The sequence below is a fragment of the Deltaproteobacteria bacterium genome (assembly GCA_009929795.1).
Taxonomy (GTDB): domain Bacteria; phylum Desulfobacterota; class Desulfovibrionia; order Desulfovibrionales; family Desulfomicrobiaceae; genus RZZR01.
Genome location: RZZR01000011.1, coordinates 12,503 through 36,290 on the forward strand (window position 1 = coordinate 12,503; position 23,788 = coordinate 36,290).

Genomic DNA, 23,788 nt, shown 5'->3' on the forward strand with positions numbered 1-23,788 from the left:
GATTGTCAATACCTTCAGGGCCCTCATGCGATGATTCGCAACCAAAGATTGAAATTATGCACCTAAAAAAAAAAATTAGCAACCGGTTTGCCAAGGGTCAGGAAACGCTGACGGCGTGGCCGTCGTTGACGTAGAAGACCAAGGGATATTTTCCTTTGAGAAACTCGACCAAAGATTCAAGAGTGTGGCGGCCGGTACTCTGGACCCGAATGGACACGTGCCTGAACCCGGGCCGGACATGGGCGTAGGAGGTCAGTACGCTGGTCAGACGAATGTCTTGATCGCGGAGAGTGGCCAAAAGCTCGATGGCCGCGCCAGGGGTGTCCTCAAGTTCAAAGACCATCTGAAGCCCGCCCAATGTGACTCCGGTCACGGCGCAGAGGTATCGGAAGACATCGATCTCGGTGATGATGCCCACTAGGTTGTTGTCATTGTCGACCACGGGCAGGCCGCCGATTTTGTTGGTCAGCAGGGCCTCGGCGGCAGTCTCGACGGGTTCGTCCGGCGAGATGACCACCGGATCGAGGGTCATGACGTGTTTGGCCTTGATGGAAGCCAGAGTGGTTTCGCTTCCGGGTTCCAGCCCGTCTCCGGGCAAAAATTTTGAAGGCAGGGCGTCCCGGACATCCCGATCGGAGACAATGCCGGCCAAGTTGCCTTTGTCGTCGACCACGGGCAACTGTCTGACGTTGTTGCGGCGCATGATTTCGGCGGCGACGATGATCGAGGTATCCTGGCCGAGGTTGATGGAACCCTGGGTCATCCAGTCTTTGATAAGCATGGGGCACCTCCTGGTGGGTTGGCAGAGGGTTTGGGCGGAAAAGCAAGGCGGGCACGGCAGGGCTGAATACGGGAAGGATTCCGGAGGAACCCCGAAGTGTCGAAGACGCTTGGGCCGGAACGGGAGTCTGTTCGATCAACGGCGGTGATCAATGTCTTGAACATGCTGGGCCCCCAATAAACCAAACCGGGGTCGAAGGCAATTCCGAAGCAGGGTCAGAGGAGCGAATCAGACCTCGTAGATGTCCGTGAAATGACGGAGCATGGTCCCGAAAGTTCCGTCCATGATGGCCTGCCGGGCAAGGCTGACGAGATGGAGATAGAAATGGAGGTTATGGATGGTGTTCAGTCGGTAGCTGAGAAGTTCCCGGGCCGTGTAAAGATGGCGCAGATAAGCCCTGGAGAAATGGCGGCAGGTGTAGCAGTCGCATTGCGGATCCAGGGGCGAGTCCTCTTCGCGATACTCGGCCCGTTTGATGTTCACCTTGCCCTGGGAGGTGAAGAGGGTCCCGTTGCGGGCGTTTCTGGTTGGCAGAACGCAGTCGAACATATCGATGCCGTTGGAAATGCCCCGGAGAATGTCCAGGGGGGTTCCAACGCCCATGAGATATCGGGGGCGGTGGGCCGGTAGCAGTGGAGCGGTATGGGCCAGAAGGTCCAGCATCTCTTTCTTGGGCTCGCCGACGCTCAGGCCGCCCACTGCGTACCCGTCGAAGGGGATGGATGTGATTTCCTCGGCGCTTCGGGTCCGGAGATGGTGATGGAATCCACCCTGGACGATGCCGAAGAGCAACTGCCCGCCATTGTTGGTTTGGGGATGGGCTTCGCGGCAGCGCCTGGCCCAGGCCGTGGTCAGGGCCAGAGACCTGGCCGTGTAGGCCTCGTCGGCCCCGTAGGGTACGCATTCGTCAAGGACCATCATGATGTCGGAGCCGAGATTTTTCTGGATGGTCACGGCTTTTTCCGGGGTCAGGACATGGCGGGAACCGTCGAGATGAGAGGCGAATTCGACCCCGTCCGCAGTCAATTTCCTCAGGCCCGAAAGGCTAAATATTTGATAGCCTCCACTGTCGGTCAGGATGGGCCGGTCCCAGGACATGAAAGTGTGCAGTCCTCCCCGGCGGCGGATCAACTCGTCTCCTGGCCTCAAATATAGATGGTAGGTGTTGCCGAGGATGATGCGAGCCCCGAGGTTTTTCAGATCTTCCGGGCAGAGGCTCTTGACTCCGGCCTGAGTGCCCACGGGCATAAATATGGGGGTGGGGACAAGGCCGTGGGCGGTCGTCAGGCAGCCTGCCCGGGCTTGACCGTCTTTTGCTTCCAGGGTGAAAGACCCGATAGGTTCGGACATGGGGTGGGATGAAGACGGGCCCCGAAGGATCGGGGCCCGGTTTGAATTTTACGGGATCAGCTTGGCTGTTTGAAGGATAGACACCAAAGCGGCTTTGGTGTCTTCGGCCATGGGCACGAGGGGTAGCCTGAATTCTAGGGAGATTCGACCCATCAGGGACAGGGCTGTTTTGACCGGGATGGGGTTGGTTTCCAGGAACATGGCCCGGCACAGGGGGGCCATCTGCAGATGGAACTGTCTGGCCGCGGCCAGATCCCCGGAGGAGAAGGCCGCGGTCAATCCGCTCATCATGGCCGGGACGATGTTGGAGACAACGGAGATGACCCCGTGCCCACCTATGGCAAGAAGGGGCAGGACCGTGAAGTCGTCCCCGGACAGGACCGTGAAGTCCGGTCCGCATTGCTCGATGACGTCGGAGCACTGCCGCAGGTCGCCGGTGGCCTCCTTGATACCAATGACCTCGGGGATCTCCCTGCTCATGCGGGCCACGGTGGTCGGCAGGAGATTGACGCTGGTCCGGCCGGGAACGTTGTAGACCACGAAGGGCATGGAAACTTCGGCGGCGATGGCCTTGAAATGAGCCACCAAGCCGGCCTGGGTGGGCTTGTTGTAGTACGGGGTGATCAGCAGGGCCCCGTCGGCCCCGGCCTCTTTGGCATACCTGGTCAGTTCGATGGCTTCCTTGGTGCTGTTGGACCCGGCTCCGGCCAGGATGGGCAAACGGCCCTTGGCCTGGTCGACGCATATGCGGATGACTTCTCGATGCTCTGCATGACTCAGGGTGGCCGACTCGCCGGTGGTACCACAGGGAACGAGGCCGTTGATGCCGGACTCGATCTGCCATTCGATAAGGCTGCGGTAGGCTTCCTCGTCGACCTGGCCGTTTCTGAACGGGGTGACCAGGGCGGTGAAGGCTCCTTCAAATTGCATGTCCGTTCTCCCTTGTGTGCTTGGGTTGTGATCGCGGATCGCCTTTGATCCGCGGGACGGAGGTATCCTGATTTAACCCCTGCGGGGTGAAAAAAAACGGCCTTCAAAGACCAGCACTGCTGATCCCTTGAGAAAGGCTTGTTCTCCTTGGAGCAGGATTATCAGATCCTCACCTCCGGAGGGGGTGACCCGAACCTCATCCTCGACAAGATCCAGGGCTCTGGCCACGGCCACAGATGCAGCCGCTCCGGTGCCGCAGGCAAAGGTTTCGTCCTCAACGCCCCGTTCATAGGTCCTGAGCTTGACCGTGCGGCGGTCGATGACCTGGATGAAGTTGACGTTGGTCCCCTTGGGGGCGAAGTGCTTGTGGCCGCGGATGATTCGGCCAAGACTCCGGATATCCACGTCGGCAACGTCTTGGACGATGATCACGGCGTGGGGTACGCCAACCACGGCGAAATGGACAGTTCCCTCCAGCCCTTCGGCCTGAAGGTTTAATCCGGTCTCAAGACCGGAGACGGGCGTCAATTGAACCCGAACCTGGTTTTGGTCTGGAAAGACCTCGGTCCGAACCGGTCCGGCGTCGGTGCCCAGGGTGTGAATGGCCGGGGCCATGCCCAGCCGGTGGGCCAGCAGAGCCGCGCACCTGGAACCGTTGCCGCACATTTCCGCCCGGGATCCGTCGGCGTTATAGAAATGCCAGATGTAATTGGCCCGGACATCGGGAGGCGTCTGGTCAAGCAGAATGAGTCCGTCGGCGCCCACGGAAAAGGCTCTTGGACACATGGTCCTGGCCAGGTCAGGCATGGCCTCGACGGGGAGGCACAGGGTGCGGTTGTCGATCAGGATGAAGTCGTTGCCACTTCCCTGCATTTTGAAAAAGGGGATTTCAGATATGGTGTTCATCCGGGGCACGAGGTTCGGAGGGCGTTTGGCCGTCCGTGCTTAGGAGTTGACGTATTCCTTCAGTTCCTTGCCGGGGCGGAAAAAAGGCAGTCGTTTGGATTTGACATCGACCTTTTCCCCGGTCTTGGGGTTGCGGCCCCTGTAGCCCTCATACTCCTTGATCTTGAAGCTACCAAATCCACGGATTTCGACTCGTTGGCCGGCCACCAGGGAGTCCTTGATGGCGTCGAAGAAGGTATTAACCACGACAGTGGCCTCTTCAACGGGGATGCGGTGTTCCTCGGCCAGGGCCTTGATCAGTTCGCTCTTGTTCATGAATGCCTCGCTGATGTTCTGGAAGAGTCGGCGATGAAAACGTCAACCTCCGGTTCCCGGAAAACGTTCCTAGGAGGGTTCGACGTCGAACGTTTCAAGTAACTATGGGCAATTCATTTAGAAAATGCAAGCATTGATCGGTCCGATTTTGTTGCCAGAAAAAAAACACGTTCAAGATCACAGGGCGGGGGCTTTGAGGATGGGAGATTTGGCGATGAGGTGCATGAGATCCTGCCGCTGTCTGTCCAGACGGGAGGCGATCTTGCGGATGTCTTCGCTGGCCGGGCAATCCGGGGCCATGCGCAGCAGTGGCTTCTGGCGGCGGATGGCCTCGGGCAGATTCTTGTCCTGACGGACCAGACCCAGCCAGGTCACGCCGTGACCGATGAACTGTTCGCAGGCCGCGTTCAGTCTGTTGAAGGTTCGGCGGGCTTCGCGTTCGTCCTCGGCCATGTTCACGATGACCTGGAAATGGCGGATGCCGTATTTGGACGACAAGACTTTGATGAGGGCATAGCCGTCTGTGAGGGACGTGGGCTCGGGGGTGACGACGACGATACGTTCCTGGGGCATGGAGGCAAAGGCCAGGACCGTCGGGCCGATGCCGGCCCCGAGGTCGAGAACAAGATAGTCGTAGCGGTTAAAGATCGTGTTCAGTTTGCCGAGAATGATGTCCTGGACATCCTCGTCCATCTCCACAAGATCAGCCACTCCCGATGCCGAGGGCAGCATATGCAGGCCCGTGGGCTCGAGTTCAAGAATGACGTCCTCGGCCTGGATCTCAGGGGAGAGGAGGTCCTGCAGATTTCGTCCGGGGTTGACCCCGAGCATGACGTCGAGGTTTGCCAGCCCGAGGTCGGAATCCATCAGAATGAGCGAATGGCCGAGGTCGTGCAGTGCATAGGCCAGGTTCAGAGCAATGCTGGTCTTGCCCACGCCGCCCTTGCCGCTGGCGATGGCCATGCTGTACGTTTTGTTCGAATCTTGGGTCATGGTGTTCGGGGTTGAAGGGTGTCGGTCGAAATTCAGGGAATCATCCGGAGCCGTTTTCGAGGTCGAACAGGAAGCGTTTTTCGTCGGCCAGGACCAGCGTCTCGTCGGAACGGGTCGGAATGTCCATGATCGGGGCGGCCTCTACTCGGTCACGACCCGCGGCCTTGGCCCGGTACAAGGCTTCATCGGCAGCCCTGTAGAGGGCGTCTTCAGCGACGTCGGCCTTGCCTCTGTGCCCGGCCATTCCGGCCGAAAACGAAAAGCCGACTTCGGGGGCGGACTCATGACAGAATACCCGGGTGGAAACGACCCGTTCCCGAATCCGTTCCAAAAGCTGCTTGGATCGGGCCAGTCCCGTGCCGGAGAGGACCAGGCCGAATTCCTCCCCGCCCAGTCGGGCGCAGGTGTCGGTCTGCCGAGTCTCTTCTTGCAGAATCTGGGCCATGGTCCGGAGGATTGTGTCGCCGCAGGGATGCCCGTGGACGTCGTTCAAGGTTTTGAAGTTGTCGAGGTCGAGGATGCACAGGGTCAGGGGGAGCTTAAGCCGAGCCGATCGTCTCCTCTCAAGGGTCAGAGCCCTGTCGAAAGCCCGACGGTTGGGCAGCCCGGTCAATCCGTCCAGATCCCTGGCCCGGGCAAGCTCGTCGAGCTGTTCCTGAAGACGTCGGAGCAGCGGATATCTGTCCGGCGGCAAGGAGATGGCCAGCCAGTTCTGGAGGCCGAGCTCGGCGCTTCTCCTTGGCCATTGTTCCCACAAGGTTCCGGAGAGCAGGCGAATGAGGGCCATTACCGGACCCTTGCTCAGGGCCGAAGCATCCTGTCTGCTAATTCTTTCGGCCAGATCCTCGATCTCGGAAAAGAGTCGGCCTTCGTCGTTCGGAAGAGCCGGATTCCGGTCAGGATCGGTCATGGACGGTCAGCAGGTAGTTCTTGATGAACGGGTCGATGCGGCCGTTCAAAACTGCATCCACATTTCCCTCCTCGTGGCCGGTGCGGTGGTCTTTGACCAGTTGGTAGGGTTGGAGGGTATAGGTTCTGATTTGGCTCCCCCAGGCGATGGCGTTTTTGGAGTCGTACTCGGCCTGGCGCTCGTCCTGGATTTTTTGGAGTTCCCGGTCGTACAGGCGGGCCTTGAGGATCTTCATGGCCGATTCCTTGTTGCGGAGCTGGGACTTCTCATCCTGGCATTGCACAACGATGCCCGAGGGCATGTGGGTAATGCGCACGGCCGAACTGGTGGTGTTGACCGACTGGCCGCCCGGGCCGCTGGATCGGAAGGTGTCGATCCGGAGGTCCTCCTCACGGACCTCTATTTTGATGTCCTGCCCGGCTTGAGGATAGACATCCACCGAGGCGAAGGATGTGTGGCGGCGACCGGATGCGTCAAAGGGTGAGATGCGAATAAGGCGATGGATGCCCTTTTCACCACGCAGCAGCCCGTAGGCCCTGGGCCCGGCGATCTGCAGGGTGATGCTCTTGATGCCGGCCTCCTCACCCGGGAGGAAGTCCAGGACATCGACCTTGAGGCCACGGTCGTCGGCCCAGCGTCGGTACATGCGCAGAAGCATTTCGGCCCAGTCCTGGGCCTCGGTGCCTCCGGCACCCGGGTGGATTTCGAGGATGGCGTCGTTTTCGTCACCTGGCCCGGATAGGAGCGTCTCCAGTTCAACGTTTTCCTGTGTTGTCTCGAGGAGGTCCAATGCTTCGTTCAGTGCCTCGAGGGCCTCCTGGGATCGCTCCTCCTCGGCCATGGCCATCCATTCCTGGACGTTGGAGTGGGCCGAGTCGAGCGAGTTCCAGAGCTCGAGGCGTTCGGACAGGAGACGTTTTTCGCGCAGATCCGGAGTTAGCTTTTCCGGATGGTCCCAGGCCCCTGGTTGGCTGAGCTTTTTTTCGATTTCATCCAAACGTCTTTGGAGGCTGGCCCGGTCAAAGACGCCTCCAGAAGTCGGAGAAGGAGCGGGAAAAGGCGTTGAATCTGGACCGGAGATCCGAAAGCTGAAACATAGGCTATTCATCCTGCGCTGGAGTGGCGGCCGACCGCTTGTTTTGTCCGCAACCAGCCCCAGCAGGCGAGGGCCGTGGCCAGGGCCAGAAGGATGAAGGGAAGCGGTCGGGACACGCGGGCAAATATCGAGGGCTTTTCCACAAGGCCGACGTCTTGATGGACGAGAACGGCATCCTGGAAAGATGACGTTTGTCTCAAAATCCGACCGGAGTTGTCAATGATGGCGGAAATCCCTGTGTTGGTGGCCCTGATCAGGAATCGGTTCGTTTCGACAGCCCTCAGCGAGGCAAGGGCCAGATGTTGGAGCAGGGCTGAGGACCGACCGAACCAGGCGTCATTGCTGACGTTGACCAGCACATTGGCCCCTTTTTTCACCCGTTCAACGCCGAGGGATGGGAAAATGGCCTCGAAACAGATGAGCCCGCCCATGCGGGCCGATCCATGTATCAGGGGGGCGGCATTTCGGCCGGGACTGAAGTCCAGGTCGCCCTGGGTCAGCTTGCCGATGAAGGGAATGAATCGACCCAGGGGCACGTATTCCCCGAAGGGAACCAGGCGTTCCTTGTCGTAGAAGTCCATGGATCCGTTTGGGGCCAAACTGATCAGGCGGTTGTGGATGACGTATTCGGGCGGGTCGAAGCTCGTGAAGGTGTAGCCGGGAGTGCCGGTCAGGAGAAGGAACCCATGCTGCCGCACGTATTCTCGAATCCGCAGGGACTGGTCGGCCATGTCCTGAAAATAAAAGGGCATGGCCGTCTCGGGCCAGATGATCACCTCGGGTGAGGCTTCCAGGGCCTGATCAGTCAGGGTCAGGTACTTGGTGACGGTGAAGTCCTGGAATGCCTCATCCCATTTCTGGTCCTGGTCGATATTGCCTTGAACCAGAGCCACAGAGAAGCTGCTTTCGGGCCGGGAGGCTGATTCCAGGGCCCGGGTTCCGAAGAGGAAGAGGCCCATGCAGATGGCGGCTGCCGGGATGAGGAACAGAGGCTTGCGAAGGGCCTGGCCCAGGAGGACGGCGGTAACGGCCAGCAGTCCTGACAGGGCGTTGGTTCCGATGATGCCCGCCCCCTGGATGGCCCAGGGGGTGAAGGTCAGGGCCGAGGGGAGCACGAGCCATGGAAACCCGACCGGAATCATGTTCTGGAAAAGTTCAGTGAAGTACCAGATCAGACCTGCGGCCAGAGCCGAGGACCAAGTCGGCAGAGACTGAAGAACCCATCGACAGCACAGGGTGAACATCCCGGAGAACAGGCCCAGATAGCACCCGAGCAGTACCGGACAGGGCAGGGCCAGTGGCAGGGGGATCCCACCGTGGAAACTGACCGGAATGACGATCCAGTAGAGGGCCGCGGTGTGGGCGGCGGTCCCGATCAAGAGGCCGCGAAGAAAGACAGACTTGCCGCTCCCGGGAATTTCGGCGGCCATAAAAAGGGCCAAGGGCAAAAGAAGGACCAGCCAGGGGAGATGGAGCAGATGGTTGGGAAAACCGAACCAGGCTCCGACGGTGGCCATGGCCGCCAAAAGGACGGTGCGGGTCCGGTCGGATTTGGGTTCAATCCATTTCATCGGTCTTTCTGCCGGCCGGGGTGACGACGATCCAGCGAACGTGCCGATCGTCGGCGTCCTTGATAGTCATGCTGTGGCCGTTGGCAACGAAGTTTTCCTGCTTGCGGGGGACCCGGCCGGCGATTTCGCTGACGAATCCCCCGAGGGTCTCGACCTGCTCGGACTCAAGGGGCGGGGCGATCATCTGATTCAGGTCGTCCAGGGAGGTCAGGCCGGAGACAAGGAGCTTGCCGTCCCGGAGTTCCTGGATCGATGCCGGGCCTGGGACGTCGTACTCGTCCTCGATTTCACCGACGATCTCCTCTAGGATGTCCTCCATGGTCACGATGCCTGAAGTTCCCCCGTACTCGTCCTGGGCGATGCCCAGATGGGTTTTCTTGGCCTGGAAGTCGAGGAGCAGATTCTTGAGATTTGTGTCTTCCTGGAAAAAGTGCGCCGGACGAAGGAGAGATTCCAGGCTCGGCCGGGGTTCGGTCTGGCCGGTGAAGGCCTTGAGCAGATCCTTGACGTGGATGATGCCCACGATGTCGTCCTTGCTTTCCCTGAACACCGGGACCCTGGAGTAGCCCGAATCGATGAAGAGCTGGGCCATTTCCTCCAGTGATTGGTCCGTGTCCCCGAAGATGACCCGGGTTCGGGGGACCATGATCTCGCGGGCCAGGGTGTCCTCCATCCGGAGGACATTCAGAAGCATTGAGGCCTCTTTCCTCTCTAGTTCGCCGTCGTCCCTGGCATCCTGGATGGCCTCCTCGATGGCCGTGTCGGAACGACCTCCCAACATGTGGCGAAGGGCGGTCCACCATCGACCGCCGGACGCATCGTCCATCATACCTCCTTGCCTTGGGGGTTTATTGTCGAAGCCCGGGAGTGTTGTTTCCGGGGCTTCATCAGCAGATTCGGGGGAGTTGTTCCCCCTCGAGCATGTCCAGGAGGCGGTGGCCGCCGAGCTTAGTTTTTAGGACGACCTTGCCAGGATGCTCGCCGGTCACGTGGCCGATGCGGCAGGCCTCCAGGCCTTCGGGGTGGATGCGCATGATCTCCAGGGCCGCATTGGCCTGATCTTCGGGCAGGATGCAGATACACTTGCCTTCGTTGGCCAGGTAGAGGGGATCGAGCCCCAAGAAGGAACATCCCCCGGCAACTTCGCGCCGGACAAGGATCTTTGTCTCCTCGACCATGAGGCCGGTCTTGGACTGGCGGGCGATTTCGCAGAGAGTGGTAGCCAGACCGCCCCGTGTCGGATCACGCAGAACATGGACCTCGGTCAGTTTGGTCACCAGATCGAGGATCATGTGGTTCAGGGCCGCCGAATCGCTCGTCACCGGCGACTCGAAGGTCAGACCTTCGCGTTGGGAGAGGATGGTCAGTCCATGGTCGCCCATGGATCCGCTGAGGAGTATGGCGTCACCGGGTCGGGCATTGTGTCCGCTGGGAACGGGTTGGGCCACGACCTCGCCGATGCCGGTGGTGTTGATGAAGATTTTGTCCGCGGTGCCGTGTGGAACGACCTTGGTGTCTCCTCCGACGATGAAGACTCCGGCTTTTTCGGCGGCCCGGCCCATGGAGGACACGATCCGTTCCAGAACGTCCATGGGCAGGCCTTCCTCCAGAATGAGGCCACAGGTCAGAAACCTAGGTCGGGCCCCGAGCATGGCCACGTCGTTGACCGTGCCGTGTACGGCCAAGGATCCGATGTCCCCCCCGGGAAAGAATATGGGGTCCACGGTGTAGGTGTCCGTGCTCATGGACAGGGGTCCGGAGATGTCCAGCAGGGCCGCGTCATCCAGCCGGTTCAGATAGTCGTTTCCGAGGTGGCGGAGGAACATCTCGGAGACAAGCCGCTGGGAGGCCTTGCCTCCACTGCCGTAGTCGAGGAGTACTTTGTCGTGCATCATAGTTGTCAAATGGAGTACTTGTAATAGGCGGCGCAGGATCCTTCGGTGGAAACCATGCACGGGCCGATGGGGTTGGCAGGGGTGCAGGCCTTGGCGAACAAGGGACATTGGTTGGGGGCGATCCGCCCCCGGAGGACGTCGCCGCACCGGCAGCCGGGAAGTTCTGGGACTTCGGGCAGTTGGAGCCCCAGGCGGGAAAAGGCGTTGAAAGTTTCAAATTCGGGGCGCATGGCTAATCCGGAACCCGGGATGAGACCGATGCCTCTCCACAGGGCGTCGGTCGTGTCGAAAACCTGGTTCATGATCTGCCGGGCCTTGGGGTTGCCGTTGTCAGACACGGCCCGTTTGTAGTTGTTGACGATGGTGGGTTTGTCGGTTTTCCGCTGGCGGATCATGATCAAGAGGGCCTGGAGGATGTCCAGGGGTTCGAATCCGGTCACGACTCCGGGCAGGCCGTGCCGTTCGGCCAGGAAAAGGTATGGCTTGAGTCCGATGATGGTCGAGACATGTCCCGGGAGCATGAAGGCGTTCACTCCCAGGTCCTCCACGGCCAGAAGGGCCTCCAGGGCTGGCGGGACGAGTTTGTGCAGAGGTAGAACCGAAAAATTTTTCAGGCCCTCCTGGCGGGCCATGAGGACCGTGGCCGCCACTGTCGGAGCGGTGGTTTCAAACCCGATGCCCAGAAAGACGATCTGGCTGTTCGGATGGCGGCGGGCTAGGTCAAGGGCGTCGAAGGGGGAGTAGACCACGGAGATGCGGGCCCCCTCGGCCTGCATGGACTTCAAGTTGGCCCCTTTGGGTCCGGGGACGCGCATAAGATCCCCGAAGGTGGCCACGATCACGTCGCTTCGTCCGGCGATATCCAGAAATGCCGCCACCTCGCGTTCGTGAGTGACGCAGACCGGGCAGCCCGGGCCAGAGACATGGACGATCTCCGGTGGCAGGAGACTGCGGACGCCGCTTCTGAAGATGGCCACGGTGTGGGTGCCGCAGACTTCCATGAAACGCAAGGGTCTGTCGATTTCCGCCCGAATGGCCTCCAGGACTTTTCCGCAAATTTCCGGATCGTGATATGGTTCAGAGAAGTTCAAGCTGTAGACCTTCCTCAAAAAGTCGAAGGGTTTCCCGGCCTTCCGCTCGATCCATGCAGCGAAGGGCAAAGCCGGCATGGACGATGACGTAATCGCCCAGTTCGGGTCGGCGATCGACGATATCCAGACGGACCTGGTTCGTGACTCCGCCGACCTCGACTGTGGCGATGTCGCCGTCGAGGGATGTGATTTCCATGGGAACAGCCAGGCACATGACCGAAAACCTCCATTTTGCTTTTTGCTGGAGGAGTTGGTAAGTCTTGATCTGTCGGGCGTCAACATCGAGTTTGGCCCGATGTGTTTTGAGCCGTTTAGAGAGACCGTTGGTTCCAAGCCGTTTTTTTCATCATGAAAGATCCCTTCAGTCCTGATTTGTCTCCTGTGCCGGTGGCCCTCGATGAGACGTTTCCCATTCCGAGCGACGGACAGTGCCAGGCGTGGTGGGACGAGTATGAGATGCTGGACAACGTCAGGGTTCACAGTCTGGCCGTGGCCCGGGTGGCTTCGGCTCTGGCCGAGATGGCCAGTCCAGGGACCGAGAACGATTATCTGCGGCGAGCGGTCCGGGCCTCGGCCCTGCTCCACGACCTAGCCAAGTCCTACACCATCCGCCACGGCGGCCATCACAATCAACTGGGCGGGGCCTGGGTCATGAACTTGACCGGAAACCCCCTGGTGGCCCAGGGAGTGATTCATCACGTGTTCTGGCCGGGACGAATCGATCTTGATGCCTTTTTTCTGCCATTGGTCATCATCTACAGTGACAAGCGGGTTCGTCACGACCAGGTGGTATCCCTTCAGGAGCGCAAGGAGGATCTCCTGATCCGGTATGGGATCAACGAACGGTCCAAGAGCCACATTGCCAAGTCCTTCGACCAGACTACGCACATTGAACGTGAACTCGAACAGAGAACGGGAGTGTCCCTGCATGCGCATACTTTTGATCGCCGGGGGATGGTCCGAGGAGCGTGAGGTCTCCCTGGCCGGGGCCGAACAGATCGGTCCGTCCCTGGCCGCCTTGGGCCACGAGGTGACCTGTTTTGATCTCATTGAAGGGTGGGGCGCCTTGGTCCAGGCCGTCCAGAGCATGGACTTCGCCTATCTGAATCTCCACGGGACGCCGGGGGAGGACGGCAGCGTCCAGGCCTTGCTTGAGCGGCTGGGCGTGCCCTATCAGGGTGCCGGGCCTGCCGCCTCCATGTTAGCCCTGAACAAGGCCCAGTCCAAGAATTTTTTCGTCCGAGCCGGGATCGCCACCCCCAGATGGCGTTTCGTTCCTCCGGGCCGGCAGGCCCAATCCGGCCCTCCGGCCTTTCCGTGCGTAGTCAAACCCAATGCTGGAGGCTCCAGCGTTGGAGTGTCCATCGTCCAGAATCGCCAGGAACTGGACCAGTCCCTGAAGGACCCGGCCCTGGCTGGGCGTGATCTCATTTTCGAGGAGTATGTTCCCGGACGGGAAGTAACCTGTGCCGTTCTCGGGGGCGAGGCCCTGCCGCTGATCCTGATCAAACCCAGAAGCGGGCGGTTCTTTGACTACCGGGAAAAGTACGATCCGGCCGGGGCCGAGGAGATCTGTCCGGCACCCATAGAGGACGGCCTGACCAGGGAGATACAGATGCTGTCCCTGAAGGCCCACGCCTGCTTGGGTCTAGCCGACTACAGCCGGGCTGACTTCATTGTCGATGACGATGACCGGCCCCATCTGCTGGAGGTCAATACTCTTCCGGGGATGACCAGGACGAGTCTTCTGCCCCGGGCAGCAAAGGCCGTTGGTCTCGATTTTTCTTCCCTGCTGGCCCGGCTTCTGGAAATGGGCATGACCAAATTTGGGCATGGCCCGGTCTGAGGGGCGAGCCGGATGGGCCGGAGCCGTGTTCCTGGCTCTGTATTCAACCCTCTGGAGGGTGGCCGCTCCGGTGTTGCCCCTGCTCCTGCCGAGGCTGCGCCCCGGCTGGACCCATCGGCTGGGATGGTGTTTCCGGCCGGGGCCTGCGGATATATGGATTCAGGCCGCTTCGGGAGGAGAGGCCTATCTGGCCTTGGAGATCCTTGAGGCCTTCATGCCCGGGACCGAATTCCGGGTTCTTCTGACAACCTGTACGGCCCAGGGCGAGGAGATTCTGGTTCGGGGCCTCGAAGGCAAATCTTGGGAGGGACGGGTACAGATCCGGTTTTTTCCTTTCGATGTCCCTGGCATTTCCCTGGGGTTGATTCGGGGTGCGGGCATTGATCTGATGATACTTCTGGAGACCGAGATTTGGCCGGGTCTTCTGGAGGCCTGCCGCCGGGCCGGGGTTCAGATCTGGGTTGTCAACGGCCGGATGACCGAGAAGAGCCGGAGGGGATACGTCCGGCTCGGAGGGCTTCTTGCCGGTCGAGGGCCTTCCAGGGTTTTGGCCGTATCCGAGGCCGACGGGGCCAGATTCCAGTCGGTCTTTCCCGATGCCTTGGTCGAGCGGATGTCCAACATCAAGTTCGACCGGGCAGCGGTTCCACTCGTCCCGGACCGTGATGGTCCGTCATGGACGGCTGAAGGGAACGGGTTGTTCGTTTTTGGATCGCTCCGTCGGGAGGAGGAGCACCTCATCCTGCCGGTTTTTCCCGAGCTGGCCCGACGGCATCCGCAGGTGATCCCGGCGATCTTTCCCAGGCATATGGAGCGGGTCGAGTCCTGGGAGAAGGCCCTGATAGCGGCCGACCTTCCGGTCTGCCGCCTGTCAAGAATGGAAGCCCCATGTCCACCGGGCACGATCCTGCTGGGAGATGTGTTCGGGCGCCTCGGCCAGGCCTACACACGGGCTTCCTGGGCCTTTGTCGGCGGCAGTCTCGCACCGTGCGGCGGGCAGAATTTTCTCGAGCCACTGGCCTGCGGGGTCCGGCCGGTCATCGGCCCCCATTGGAAAAATTTTGCCTGGGTAGGACAGGAGATCATCGACCTCGGTCTGGTGTTGCAAATCGGATCAGCGGCGGACTTGGTCCGAGTTCCGGACTTGAATCCCGAAGCTCGGGAGCTGATCCTTAAACGTGCTGGTGACTTCATGGCCGCCCGACGGGGCGGAGCGGCTCAGGCGGCCCGTGAGATTTTGGGTTTTTTTGACAGAATTGCTGGAGGCCGAGACACCATTTCCGGGCCAAAGACTCTCTGACACGGGCCTTGACGGCCCAGGTTCCAACCATGCCAGTTTTTCACGGATTCATTCCGGCCCGGTTCGCCTCCACCAGATTTCCGGGCAAACCTCTGGCCATGATTCATGGCCGGCCTATGTTCGCTCATGTCTATGATCGGGCTCTGGCCAGCGGGGTGCTCCATGCGGTTCATCTCTGCACCGACGACGAGCGTATCTGGGCCAAGGCCTTGGAATTGGATATCCCTGTGGTCATGACCGGCGCGGACCACGCCTCAGGCACGGATCGGATCCTGGAGGCGGCGGATCGCGTTGGGATTCCGGACTCGGCTGTGGTGATCAACATTCAGGGCGACGAGCCGGCTATTCCTCCGGCTATGATCAGGGAAGTGGCGGAGCTCTTTTGTTCCGAAGAGGTCCGGGTCGGAACCCTGGCCCGGGCGGTCGGCCGGGAAGAGGCCTCGGATCCTGACGTAGTCAAGGTTGTTTTGTCCGCCGACGGTCGGGCTTTGTATTTTTCCAGGTCCATGATACCATTTTTCCGTTCCGGTGAAGACGAACGGTTTTTGGCCCATGTCGGACTGTACGCATTCCGTATGGAGGCTCTGAGAACCTTCGGCGTCCTTGGCCGTGGACTGCTGGAGCGGATTGAATGCCTGGAGCAGCTCCGGTTGCTGGAGGCCGGGATTCCGATTCACGTTGCCCTGACCGAACATCGCTCTAGAGGCGTGGACAAGCCTTCGGATATTGATTTCATAACCTGTACCCTTGGGGAGGAGCTTTGATGCGCGTATTGTTGGTCCTTGAAGACGGTACCCGGTTCGAGGGCACTTCCTTCACCGGCTCCGGAGAGGCCGGAGGCGAGGTCATCTTTAATACCGGCATGGCCGGATACCAGGAGATTCTGACCGACCCCTCCTATCGGGGACAGATGGTCTGCATGACCTACCCGCTTATCGGCAACTATGGGGTCAACCTCGAGGACGTCGAGTCGTCCCGAGTGCAGGCCGCGGCCTTCATCGTCAAGGAGTGCTGTCGGGTCCCCTCCAATTGGCGGGCCACCGAGAGCCTCCCGGATTACCTGACGAAGAGTGGGGTGATGGGTATCGAGGGCGTGGACACCAGGGCCTTGACCCGGCATCTGCGGATTCATGGGGCCATGCGTGGGATGATGTCCACCGAGGACCTGGATCAAACATCTCTGGCCGAAAGGGCCCGGGCCCTGCCTCCCATGGAGGGTGCCAATCTCGTGGACGAGGTGGCGCCGTCCAAACCCTATGTCTGGGAGAATGGTCGACCTGTTCCGGTGGACCTTCCGGGAGGTGCCCATGCGTGGAAAACCGACCGGCCCCGAGTCGCTGTCTTCGATTTTGGAATCAAATGGAATATTCTTCGTCTGCTGGACGAGCAGGGCCTCGAACTTCTGGTCGTGCCTCCGGGTTGGACCGCAGACCAGGTTCGGGCCAGCGGAGCTCAGGCCGTGTTTTTGTCCAATGGACCTGGGGACCCGGCGGCGTTGAGCAGGGCCGTCAAGACGACGTCCGAGCTGATTCGCGACCTTCCGGTGGGCGGCATCTGTCTGGGGCACCAGATCATCGGCCTGGCCCTGGGTGGGAGGAGCTATAAGCTCAAGTTCGGCCATCACGGGGTCAACCATCCGGTCAAGGATCTGGCCACTGGTCGGATCGAGATTTCGTCCCAGAATCACGGGTTCTGCGTCGACATCTCCGACCTGGATTTCGTCGAACAGACCCATACCAACTTGAATGACGACACCCTGGAGGGTTTTCGGCACAAGAGCCTGCCGGTCATGGGTGTCCAGTACCATCCGGAATCGGCCCCCGGCCCCAGGGACAGCCGGTATTTTTTCCGACGGTTCAGGGAGATGGTCGAGCAGTCCAGTTAGCCGCAACTCGCGAGGAGGTCGCCCATGGCCATGGATTTCGTCCAGAGCAAGAAAAAATTGTCAGGCGTGAATAGCCTGCTCAAGCAGGGAAAACTTCTGGCAGCGGTGACAGGATTGCAGGAGGGCCTGGAATTTTTTCTGCGGACCAGTCTCCTCAAGCACGAGAAAGAGGAACTGTGCGAGCAGATCGAGTGGGCCGTGTACCAGCTTGGCAGCGACCGGGGCTTCAAGCAGGTCTATCCCCTGAAGATCGCCTATTCTCAGGGCGAAGAGCGAGCCCTGCTGGAGACGGTGCGAGAGATTCTCCGCCTCCTGGACGAGGAGGCGACAAAGGAGGCCCAGGGCCAAGCCGAACTGATGGCCCTTAGAATTCAGGAACGGCTGGACCAGGGCCAGGAATTCCTGGACGGGGGCAAGATCGACGAGGCCCGGGCCTGGTTCGACAAGCTTTGTCGGGAATTCGACCACAACCCGGACCTCAAGGCCGATGTGGGAGATCGTTTCCTCAAGGCCGGGCTGCATGACGACGCCATTCGCTATCTGAAATCCGCCTTCAAGGACGATCCAAAGTCGGCCCATGTCTTCAACAAGTTGGCCATCGCTTTGCGCAAGGCCGGGCGCTTCGACGAGGCCGAGCGTTTCTTCCAGTTGGCTCTGAAGACTTCGCTGCGGGACGAGTTTCTCTACTTTAACCTCGGTCGGGTCTATCTCGACTGGAAGCGGTGGGAACAGGCCAAAGAAGCCGCCGATCAGGCCCTGGCCCTTAATCCGGGTTTCGACGAGGCGGCCAAGATGAAGGCCTACGCCGAACGGATGATGAACGGCTGAGACCGGGAGAGATCATTATGAGCATCTGGTACAGCCATGTCCGAACGGAGATTCGGCTCGATCGTCTGCGGAGCAACTATCGTTTTCTGGCCTTCCGGGCCGGTCAAATTATGCCGGTGATCAAGGCCGACGCCTATGGCCACGGCCTGGGTCCGGCGGCCGCGGTGCTGGCCCAGGCCGGGGCGGAGATGCTTGCCGTGGGCACGGTCCACGAGTCTGTAGCCCTGCGCCTGACACCCTTTGAAGGCCGGATTCTGGCCCTTTTGGGAATCTTGGATCCCGAAGAGATCGACGCCCTCTGGGAATACAGGATCACACCCATGGTTCACGACCGAAGGACCCTGGGTCTTCTCGGCGAGGCCTGTAAAAGTAGGGGGCGCGAACTGGAAGTGGCTCTGAAGTTCGATACGGGAATGTCCCGGCTCGGGTTCGGAGTCGGGGATATGGTTGAGCTGCTTGGTTTGCTGCGTGATTACCCGGGGATCCGTCCGGTCATGGTCTGTTCCCATCTGGCCGTGGCCGACGAGGCTCAGGGCCGCGATTACGTCCTGGCCCAGGGTCGGGAGTTCGCGTCGGCCTGCGAGGCTTTGAGGGCCGGGGGATGCCGGTTTCTGGTCTCTCTGGCGAATTCCGCGGCCACCTTGGCCTATCCGGAGCTTTGGTTCGACGTCTGCCGGCCGGGCATTGCCTTGTACGGAGCCAATCCACTGGCCGATACAGCCGAGCGGGAACTGGGCTCGGAACTCAAACCGGCCATGGAGGTTCGGGCCCCGATCCTCTCGGTCCACGACCTGCCCCGGGGGCGGAGCATCCATTACGGTCTGACATTCACCGCTCCCCGGGACATGCGTGTGGCCATTGTCGGCATCGGGTATGCCGACAATTATCCGAGGGTGTTGTCCAATACCGGGGCCATGGTCGTTCATGGGGTCCGGGCCCCGGTGGTCGGCCGGGTTTGCATGCAGATGACGGCCGTGGACGTGACCGGACTGCTCCAGGCGGTTCCCGGCGACTGGGCCTGGGTGCTCGGAGGACCCGGGCCGGAACCGATCACTCCGGAAGAGCTTGCCGGGTGGTGGGGAACCATCACCTATGAGGTTTTCTGCCTGCTCGGACAGAATCGAAGAATCTACACCGACGGGGAGCACTGAGGTTTCGTGACGATCGAAGGGAGCTGGCACGAGTTGATCCTGGCCCTGGGGACCTGGGACTTCTGGGAGCCCGTGGTCAAAGGTTGCCTGGCCATGGTCGTGGCCCTGGTCTCCTATCTGCTCGGCGATCGGCTCTTGGGACGACTGGTGGCCGCGGCGGCCGGCCGATCTCGGAACAAATGGGACGATGCCCTGCTCAACAACGGGGTGGTCCGGGCCTTGGTCCTGGCCATCCCGGCGGTGGTTCTCTATCAGCTTCTGGATTTTTTCGGCGGTTTCAGGCCGGTGGCGGAGAAGATACTGAACATCGGCCTCTTGGGTCTGTTCATCCTCATTGTCGATAGGGGCCTTTCGGCCTTCCTGGACATCTACGACAGCTCGGACCTTTCCACCAGGCGTCCCCTGAAGGGCTATGTTCAGCTCGTGAAGATGTTCATCTACATCGTGGGCACGGTCATGGGCCTGTCCCTGATTCTGGACAAGAGTCCCTGGGGGCTTCTGAGCGGTATCGGGGCACTGACGGCGGTCATTCTCCTCATCTTCAAGGACACGGTCCTGTCCTTTGTGGCCAGCATGCAGATCGCGAGCTACGATCTGTTTCGCAAGGGGGACTGGATCGAGATGCCCAATTTCGGGGCCGACGGGGATGTGGTGGATATTTCCCTGCACACGGTCCGGGTCCAGAATTGGGACAAGACCTTGGTCTCCATCCCCACCCATCAGTTTTTGGAAAATTCCTTCAAGAACTGGCGAGGGATGACTATGGCCGGGGGGCGGCGTATCAAACGATCGGTCCTTGTAGACCAGGCGAGCATCCGCATCTGTTCCGACGAGGAACTCGAGGCCCTGTCCAGTGTTGATTTTCTGGCTGAGTATATCAGATTCAAGCGTCGGGAGATACAGGAACACAATGTCCGGTTCGCCAATCTTGAGGGCTCTTCACCGGTCAATGGCCGGGCACTGACCAATATAGGCCTCTTCCGGACCTACGTGGCAGCCTATCTTCGCCACAATCCCCGGCTGCGCCAGGATCTGACGCTGATGGTCCGTCAGCTTCAACCCACGGCCGAAGGGGGACTGCCCCTGGAGATCTACTGCTTCACCAACGTCACGGCCTGGACGGAGTACGAAGGAATCCAGTCCGACATCTTCGACCATGTTCTGGCGGCCATGCCCTATTTCGGGCTGAAGGTCTTCCAGCGAGAGGCCAGCCGAGACAAGAGGGCCGACTGCCTGGCCCTGGTCGGCCGGAACTGCGGTGAGGGTCCTGTACGGAAATAAACGAATAAAAAAAGCCCTTGCCGGAGCAAGGGCTTGATTATCATTGGTGCCGAGGGGGGGACTCGAACCCCCACGGGCATGGCCCACTACCCCCTCAAGATAGCGTGTCTACCAGTTCCACCACCTCGGCACGGGTCTCTCCCATCGGATCATTCCGTCTTGGACTCGTCCGGAGTTTCGCCGGTCTGGACGGTTTCACCTTGGGAAGGGGCGCTTTCTACCTGCTCGGAACCTGGTTGTCCAGCATTTTTTCCATCGACGGGTTCGGCCTGGATGTCGGCGGGAGTCTCGGCCGGGGGAACAGGAACCTGGTCGACCGAGGGCAGGATCGGTGCAGCAGGGGCCAGGGGAGCCGGGGCGTCCAGAACGATGGACTCCTGCTGGGCTACATGGCGCTGGGTGCTCAGATAGGTGAAGGACAGCGAGGTCAGAAAGAACAGGGCGGCTGCTCCGGCCGTGAGTTTGGCCAGGATGCCTCCGGCCCCGCTGCTGCCGAACAGGGAGCTGCTGCCGCCCCCGAAGATGACGCCCATGCCCTCCTTGCCCGATTGGAGCAGGACAAGGATGACCAAAGCGATGCAGGCGATGATGTGAATGGTGACGACAAGGGCGTTCAACGTTGTTCCTCCGAGCGAGAGTACCGGTTTGTGTGTTTGGAGATCAGGCCAGGACGATGTCAGTCAGACTTCCGGCCTCCAAACCTGCGCCCCCTACCAGTACACCGTCGACGTTGTCAAGATTGACTATTTCGCTACAGTTCCCGGGCTTGACACTGCCGCCGTAGAGAATGCGGATGTCCGCGCCGACCTCGGGGAAGAGCTCCAGGATGGTCCTGCGGACAAAGGCGTGGGCTGTGATGATGTCCGCAGGCTGGGCGACTTCACCGGTTCCGATGGCCCAGACGGGTTCGTAGGCGATGGTCAGGGATTCGGCTTTGATGCTGGTCGGGATATCGGCCGTGCCGACCCGAAGCTGGCCGAGAAGGATCTCCTCGACCTTGCCGGTCCGTCTTTCCTCGATGGTTTCGCCGACGCAGAGGATGATTTTCAGGCCGGCCCGGAGGCCGAAGGTGGTCTTGCGACCGACCATCTCGTCGGTTTCGCCGAGTATGTGCCTCCGTTCGGAGTGCCCGGTCAGGGCAAAGGAGCAGCCGAGATCCAGGAGCTGGTCCGGGCAGATCTCCCCGGTGAAAGCCCCCTGGGCCGAGGGGTAGAAATTCTGGGCTCCGACCGAGAAGCCCGGCGCACCGGCCAGGGCATCTACGACGGTGGAAATGGCCGTAAAGGGAGGAATGACCAGAACCTCACGTTTTTCGGGAATCCTTCCACTAAGGGCTTTAGCCAAGGCTGCGGCGGTCTCGGAGGCCTCTGTCCGGGTCTTATACATCTTCCAGTTGGCGGCCATGAGCTTTTTCATCATCAATCACACTCCTCCAGGGCTGTGAAGGCAGGCAGTTCCCGGCCTTCGAGAAATTCCATGAACGATCCTCCTCCGGTGGACAGGAAGGAGATCTTGTCGGCGATGTTCAGGTCGTTGACAATGACCCCGGTTTCTCCTCCGCCCAGAATGGTCAGGGCATCAAGGGCGGCCAGTTCGGAGGCCAGGTTGTAGGATCCCATGGCAAAGACCCGGTTCTCGAAGGCGCCCATGGGGCCATTCCAGACGACGGTTTTGGCGTCCTTCAGGGCCTCGGAGAACAGAACGTGGGTGGCCGGGCCTGTGTCCAGAATCATCTCTCCGGGGGGCACGTCCTGGTACGGCCGGACGCCCGAGGCCAGTTCGCCCTTGAGGTCGGTGCCCATGATGAAGTCCACGGGCAGGTACAGACTGACTCCGCGTTTCCGGGCCTCGGCCATGATCTTCAGCGCCTCTTCCATAAGGTCGTTTTCCACCAGGGAACTTCCGATCTCAAAGCCCTGGGCCTTGAGAAAGGTGTTGGCCATGGCCCCGCCGATGAGCAGGCGATCGACCTTGCCCAGCAGGGATTTGAGAACCGCAAGCTTTGACGAGACCTTGGCCCCACCGGAAATGGCCACAAAGGGTCGGGCCGGATCCTTCAGGGCCTCGCCCAGGTATTGCCATTCCTTTTGCAGGAGAAACCCGCCACAACAGATAGGAACGTGCCGAGTCACGCCGACCACCGAGGCGTGAGCCCTGTGGGAGACGCCAAAGGCGTCGTTGACGTAGACTTGGGCGCCTTTGGCCAGGGCCTTGGAGAACTCGTCGTCGTTGGCGGTCTCTCCGGGATGGAAGCGAAGATTCTCGAGCATGAGAATCTGCCCGGGCGCAAGACCCGCCACCAGGGTTTCGACCGCTGGGCCGATGCAGTCGGGAGCCAGCGGCACGTTCATGTTCAGCAACTCTCCGAGCCGCTTGGCCACCGGGGCCAGGGATAGTTCGGGCACGTTCTTGCCCTTGGGTTTGCCAAGATGGGAGCATGCGACGATCGCGGCTCCGTTCTGCAGGGCGTAATGAAGGGTCGGCAGGCTTTGAACGATGCGGTTGTCGTCGACGATGCGTCCGTCCTTGACGGGAACATTGTAGTCCACGCGGACGAGTACTACCTTGTCCTTCACGTCTATCTGATCGAGAAAGCGCATGATGCCTCCTGGTTTGGAATGGTCCGGCCGGGGATGGCTCGAAAACCATTCTTGCTTAGGCCAGAACCGACCGTTTTACAATGGGTAGGGCCCAGAACGACCGGCGGGAACGGTCAAGCCGATGGTTGATTCTTTGCGGGATATTCTTCATCATCCCTCTCTTGTTCGGGCGGGGACCGGTTTCCCGTTTCAGGCCTCATCCGGGGCGACGGCTCGACATCTCCAAGGAGAACGCATCGATGCGACGCGGTATGCTTTCGGCTTTGTTTTTTTGCGCAGTCATCCTGCACAATGCCCTTGCCTGGGCCGCTTCGGAAGATAAGGCCCCGCCTCCGGCCCCGGTGGTCGTCGAGGCGGTCGAGGTTATGGATTTGGCACCGGAGGCCGATTTCGTGGGCACTCTCCACTTTGTCCGGAATTCCGCCATGGCCGCCGAGGTGGCCGGCAAGGTCCGCGAGGTCGGCGTGGAGGTCGGAGACCGGGTTCGCAGGGGCCAAGTGCTGGCCCGGCTGAACACGGACCTTCTGGACAAGGCAATCCTGGCGTTGGAAATGGAGGTCGAGGAGGTCGACACTCGTCTGGAATTGGCCAGAAAGCTGTACGAACGCCACCAGGAACTTTTCGAGAGTGGAAACGTGGCCGAACATACTTTCGACGACTCTAGGCTGGCCACGGCCGGCCTGGAGAGCAGACTTGCCTCCAGGCGAGCCGAACTTGCGGGCAGAATGTTGGAACGCGAGAAACGGACCATTCAAGCCGATTTCGATGGGGTGGTGCTCGAGAAGGGTGTCGAGGTCGGAGAGTGGCTCCCCGTCGGGGGCCTCGTGGTTCGGGTGGCCGACAATGAAGTTCTGGAGGTCGAGGTGCCCCTGCCTCAGAGATATTTGCCCTATTTGAGCATTGGAGCCGCAGTTCAGGTCACGGTCAGTGGAAATATCCTGCAGGGCCGTATCAGGACCATCATTCCCCAGGCCGACGCCACCTCCAGGACGGTTCCGATTCGAATACGTCTCCAGGAGGACAATGGGTTGGCCGCCGGAACCGAGGCCCTGGTCACCC

25 protein-coding genes and 1 tRNA gene are annotated in these 23,788 nt (G+C 60.5%); 9 read left to right on the forward strand and 17 right to left on the reverse strand.

The window, feature by feature from the left end; translation table 11 throughout:
* Positions 1 to 97 precede the first annotated feature (97 nt).
* The 13 genes from EOM25_02560 to EOM25_02620 all read right to left on the reverse strand — a co-directional run bounded on the left by EOM25_02560 (position 98) and on the right by EOM25_02620 (position 12,052).
* Positions 98 to 781: a CBS domain-containing protein gene (locus tag EOM25_02560; GenBank protein ID NCC24073.1), complete on the reverse strand. Its 684-nt coding sequence runs from the start codon at positions 779 to 781 to the stop codon at positions 98 to 100.
* Between the two features lie 228 nt (positions 782 to 1,009).
* Positions 1,010 to 2,131 (reverse strand): tRNA guanosine(34) transglycosylase Tgt, encoded by a 1,122-nt coding sequence (locus EOM25_02565; protein ID NCC24074.1) that lies wholly within the window; start codon positions 2,129 to 2,131, stop codon positions 1,010 to 1,012.
* A 48-nt stretch (positions 2,132 to 2,179) separates the two neighbouring features.
* Positions 2,180 to 3,061, reverse strand: a complete 882-nt coding sequence (locus EOM25_02570; protein NCC24075.1) for a 4-hydroxy-tetrahydrodipicolinate synthase — start codon at positions 3,059 to 3,061, stop codon at positions 2,180 to 2,182.
* Positions 3,062 to 3,133: 72 nt separating this feature from the next.
* The gene (locus EOM25_02575; GenBank protein ID NCC24076.1) at positions 3,134 to 3,967 is read right to left on the reverse strand and encodes a diaminopimelate epimerase; all 834 of its coding nucleotides are present in this window, start codon (positions 3,965 to 3,967) and stop codon (positions 3,134 to 3,136) included.
* 39 nt (positions 3,968 to 4,006) lie between these two features.
* A complete protein-coding gene (locus EOM25_02580) occupies positions 4,007 to 4,282 on the reverse strand; it encodes an integration host factor subunit beta (protein ID NCC24077.1) in 276 nt (91 codons plus the stop codon).
* A 177-nt stretch (positions 4,283 to 4,459) separates the two neighbouring features.
* On the reverse strand, positions 4,460 to 5,275 hold the full coding sequence (locus EOM25_02585; protein ID NCC24078.1) for a MinD/ParA family protein: 816 nt from the start codon (positions 5,273 to 5,275) through the stop codon (positions 4,460 to 4,462).
* 40 nt (positions 5,276 to 5,315) lie between these two features.
* Positions 5,316 to 6,185, reverse strand: a complete 870-nt coding sequence (locus EOM25_02590; GenBank protein NCC24079.1) for a GGDEF domain-containing protein — start codon at positions 6,183 to 6,185, stop codon at positions 5,316 to 5,318.
* On the reverse strand, positions 6,172 to 7,293 hold the full coding sequence (locus tag EOM25_02595; GenBank protein NCC24080.1) for a peptide chain release factor 2: 1,122 nt from the start codon (positions 7,291 to 7,293) through the stop codon (positions 6,172 to 6,174). The genes EOM25_02590 and EOM25_02595 overlap by 14 nt, the downstream gene beginning before the upstream one ends.
* Positions 7,290 to 8,852, reverse strand: coding sequence for an apolipoprotein N-acyltransferase (gene lnt, locus EOM25_02600; protein NCC24081.1), 1,563 nt, complete (start codon positions 8,850 to 8,852; stop codon positions 7,290 to 7,292). Before lnt ends, EOM25_02595 begins: the two co-directional genes overlap by 4 nt.
* A complete protein-coding gene (locus EOM25_02605; GenBank protein NCC24082.1) occupies positions 8,839 to 9,681 on the reverse strand; it encodes an HlyC/CorC family transporter in 843 nt (280 codons plus the stop codon). Before EOM25_02605 ends, lnt begins: the two co-directional genes overlap by 14 nt.
* Positions 9,682 to 9,739: 58 nt before the next feature.
* On the reverse strand, positions 9,740 to 10,744 hold the full coding sequence (gene hypE, locus EOM25_02610; protein NCC24083.1) for a hydrogenase expression/formation protein HypE: 1,005 nt from the start codon (positions 10,742 to 10,744) through the stop codon (positions 9,740 to 9,742).
* An 8-nt stretch (positions 10,745 to 10,752) separates the two neighbouring features.
* Complete coding sequence (hypD, locus tag EOM25_02615) at positions 10,753 to 11,916, reverse strand: hydrogenase formation protein HypD (GenBank protein NCC24084.1); 1,164 nt, start codon at positions 11,914 to 11,916, stop codon at positions 10,753 to 10,755.
* The gene (locus EOM25_02620; GenBank protein ID NCC24085.1) at positions 11,825 to 12,052 is read right to left on the reverse strand and encodes a HypC/HybG/HupF family hydrogenase formation chaperone; all 228 of its coding nucleotides are present in this window, start codon (positions 12,050 to 12,052) and stop codon (positions 11,825 to 11,827) included. The genes hypD and EOM25_02620 overlap by 92 nt, the downstream gene beginning before the upstream one ends.
* A 158-nt stretch (positions 12,053 to 12,210) precedes the next feature.
* Between EOM25_02620 and EOM25_02625 the strand changes: the two genes are divergently transcribed.
* The 8 genes from EOM25_02625 to EOM25_02660 all read left to right on the forward strand — a co-directional run bounded on the left by EOM25_02625 (position 12,211) and on the right by EOM25_02660 (position 20,129).
* Positions 12,211 to 12,810: a phosphohydrolase gene (locus EOM25_02625; protein ID NCC24086.1), complete on the forward strand. Its 600-nt coding sequence runs from the start codon at positions 12,211 to 12,213 to the stop codon at positions 12,808 to 12,810.
* Complete coding sequence (locus tag EOM25_02630; protein NCC24087.1) at positions 12,767 to 13,684, forward strand: D-alanine--D-alanine ligase; 918 nt, start codon at positions 12,767 to 12,769, stop codon at positions 13,682 to 13,684. Before EOM25_02625 ends, EOM25_02630 begins: the two co-directional genes overlap by 44 nt.
* On the forward strand, positions 13,671 to 14,984 hold the full coding sequence (locus tag EOM25_02635; protein ID NCC24088.1) for a 3-deoxy-D-manno-octulosonic acid transferase: 1,314 nt from the start codon (positions 13,671 to 13,673) through the stop codon (positions 14,982 to 14,984). Before EOM25_02630 ends, EOM25_02635 begins: the two co-directional genes overlap by 14 nt.
* A gap of 29 nt (positions 14,985 to 15,013) precedes the next feature.
* Positions 15,014 to 15,748 (forward strand): 3-deoxy-manno-octulosonate cytidylyltransferase, encoded by a 735-nt coding sequence (kdsB, locus tag EOM25_02640; GenBank protein NCC24089.1) that lies wholly within the window; start codon positions 15,014 to 15,016, stop codon positions 15,746 to 15,748.
* On the forward strand, positions 15,748 to 16,869 hold the full coding sequence (locus EOM25_02645; GenBank protein ID NCC24090.1) for a carbamoyl-phosphate synthase small subunit: 1,122 nt from the start codon (positions 15,748 to 15,750) through the stop codon (positions 16,867 to 16,869). The genes kdsB and EOM25_02645 overlap by 1 nt, the downstream gene beginning before the upstream one ends.
* A gap of 24 nt (positions 16,870 to 16,893) precedes the next feature.
* Positions 16,894 to 17,697, forward strand: coding sequence for a tetratricopeptide repeat protein (locus EOM25_02650; GenBank protein NCC24091.1), 804 nt, complete (start codon positions 16,894 to 16,896; stop codon positions 17,695 to 17,697).
* A 17-nt stretch (positions 17,698 to 17,714) separates the two neighbouring features.
* Positions 17,715 to 18,848: an alanine racemase gene (gene alr, locus EOM25_02655; GenBank protein ID NCC24092.1), complete on the forward strand. Its 1,134-nt coding sequence runs from the start codon at positions 17,715 to 17,717 to the stop codon at positions 18,846 to 18,848.
* Between the two features lie 93 nt (positions 18,849 to 18,941).
* The gene (locus tag EOM25_02660) at positions 18,942 to 20,129 is read left to right on the forward strand and encodes a mechanosensitive ion channel (GenBank protein NCC24093.1); all 1,188 of its coding nucleotides are present in this window, start codon (positions 18,942 to 18,944) and stop codon (positions 20,127 to 20,129) included.
* A gap of 44 nt (positions 20,130 to 20,173) precedes the next feature.
* Here the strand turns inward: EOM25_02660 and EOM25_02665 are convergent.
* The 4 genes from EOM25_02665 to EOM25_02680 all read right to left on the reverse strand — a co-directional run bounded on the left by EOM25_02665 (position 20,174) and on the right by EOM25_02680 (position 22,729).
* Positions 20,174 to 20,259 (reverse strand) — tRNA-Leu (locus EOM25_02665).
* A 19-nt stretch (positions 20,260 to 20,278) separates the two neighbouring features.
* Positions 20,279 to 20,746, reverse strand: coding sequence for a preprotein translocase subunit SecG (secG, locus tag EOM25_02670; GenBank protein ID NCC24094.1), 468 nt, complete (start codon positions 20,744 to 20,746; stop codon positions 20,279 to 20,281).
* 43 nt (positions 20,747 to 20,789) lie between these two features.
* Complete coding sequence (locus tag EOM25_02675) at positions 20,790 to 21,545, reverse strand: triose-phosphate isomerase (GenBank protein NCC24095.1); 756 nt, start codon at positions 21,543 to 21,545, stop codon at positions 20,790 to 20,792.
* Between the two features lie 2 nt (positions 21,546 to 21,547).
* Positions 21,548 to 22,729, reverse strand: a complete 1,182-nt coding sequence (locus tag EOM25_02680) for a phosphoglycerate kinase (GenBank protein NCC24096.1) — start codon at positions 22,727 to 22,729, stop codon at positions 21,548 to 21,550.
* 80 nt (positions 22,730 to 22,809) lie between these two features.
* On the opposite strand from EOM25_02680, the gene EOM25_02685 reads away from it, so the two are divergent.
* Positions 22,810 to 23,788, forward strand: a 979-nt coding sequence (locus tag EOM25_02685; protein ID NCC24097.1) for an efflux RND transporter periplasmic adaptor subunit, incomplete at its 3' end; no start/stop codon positions are given.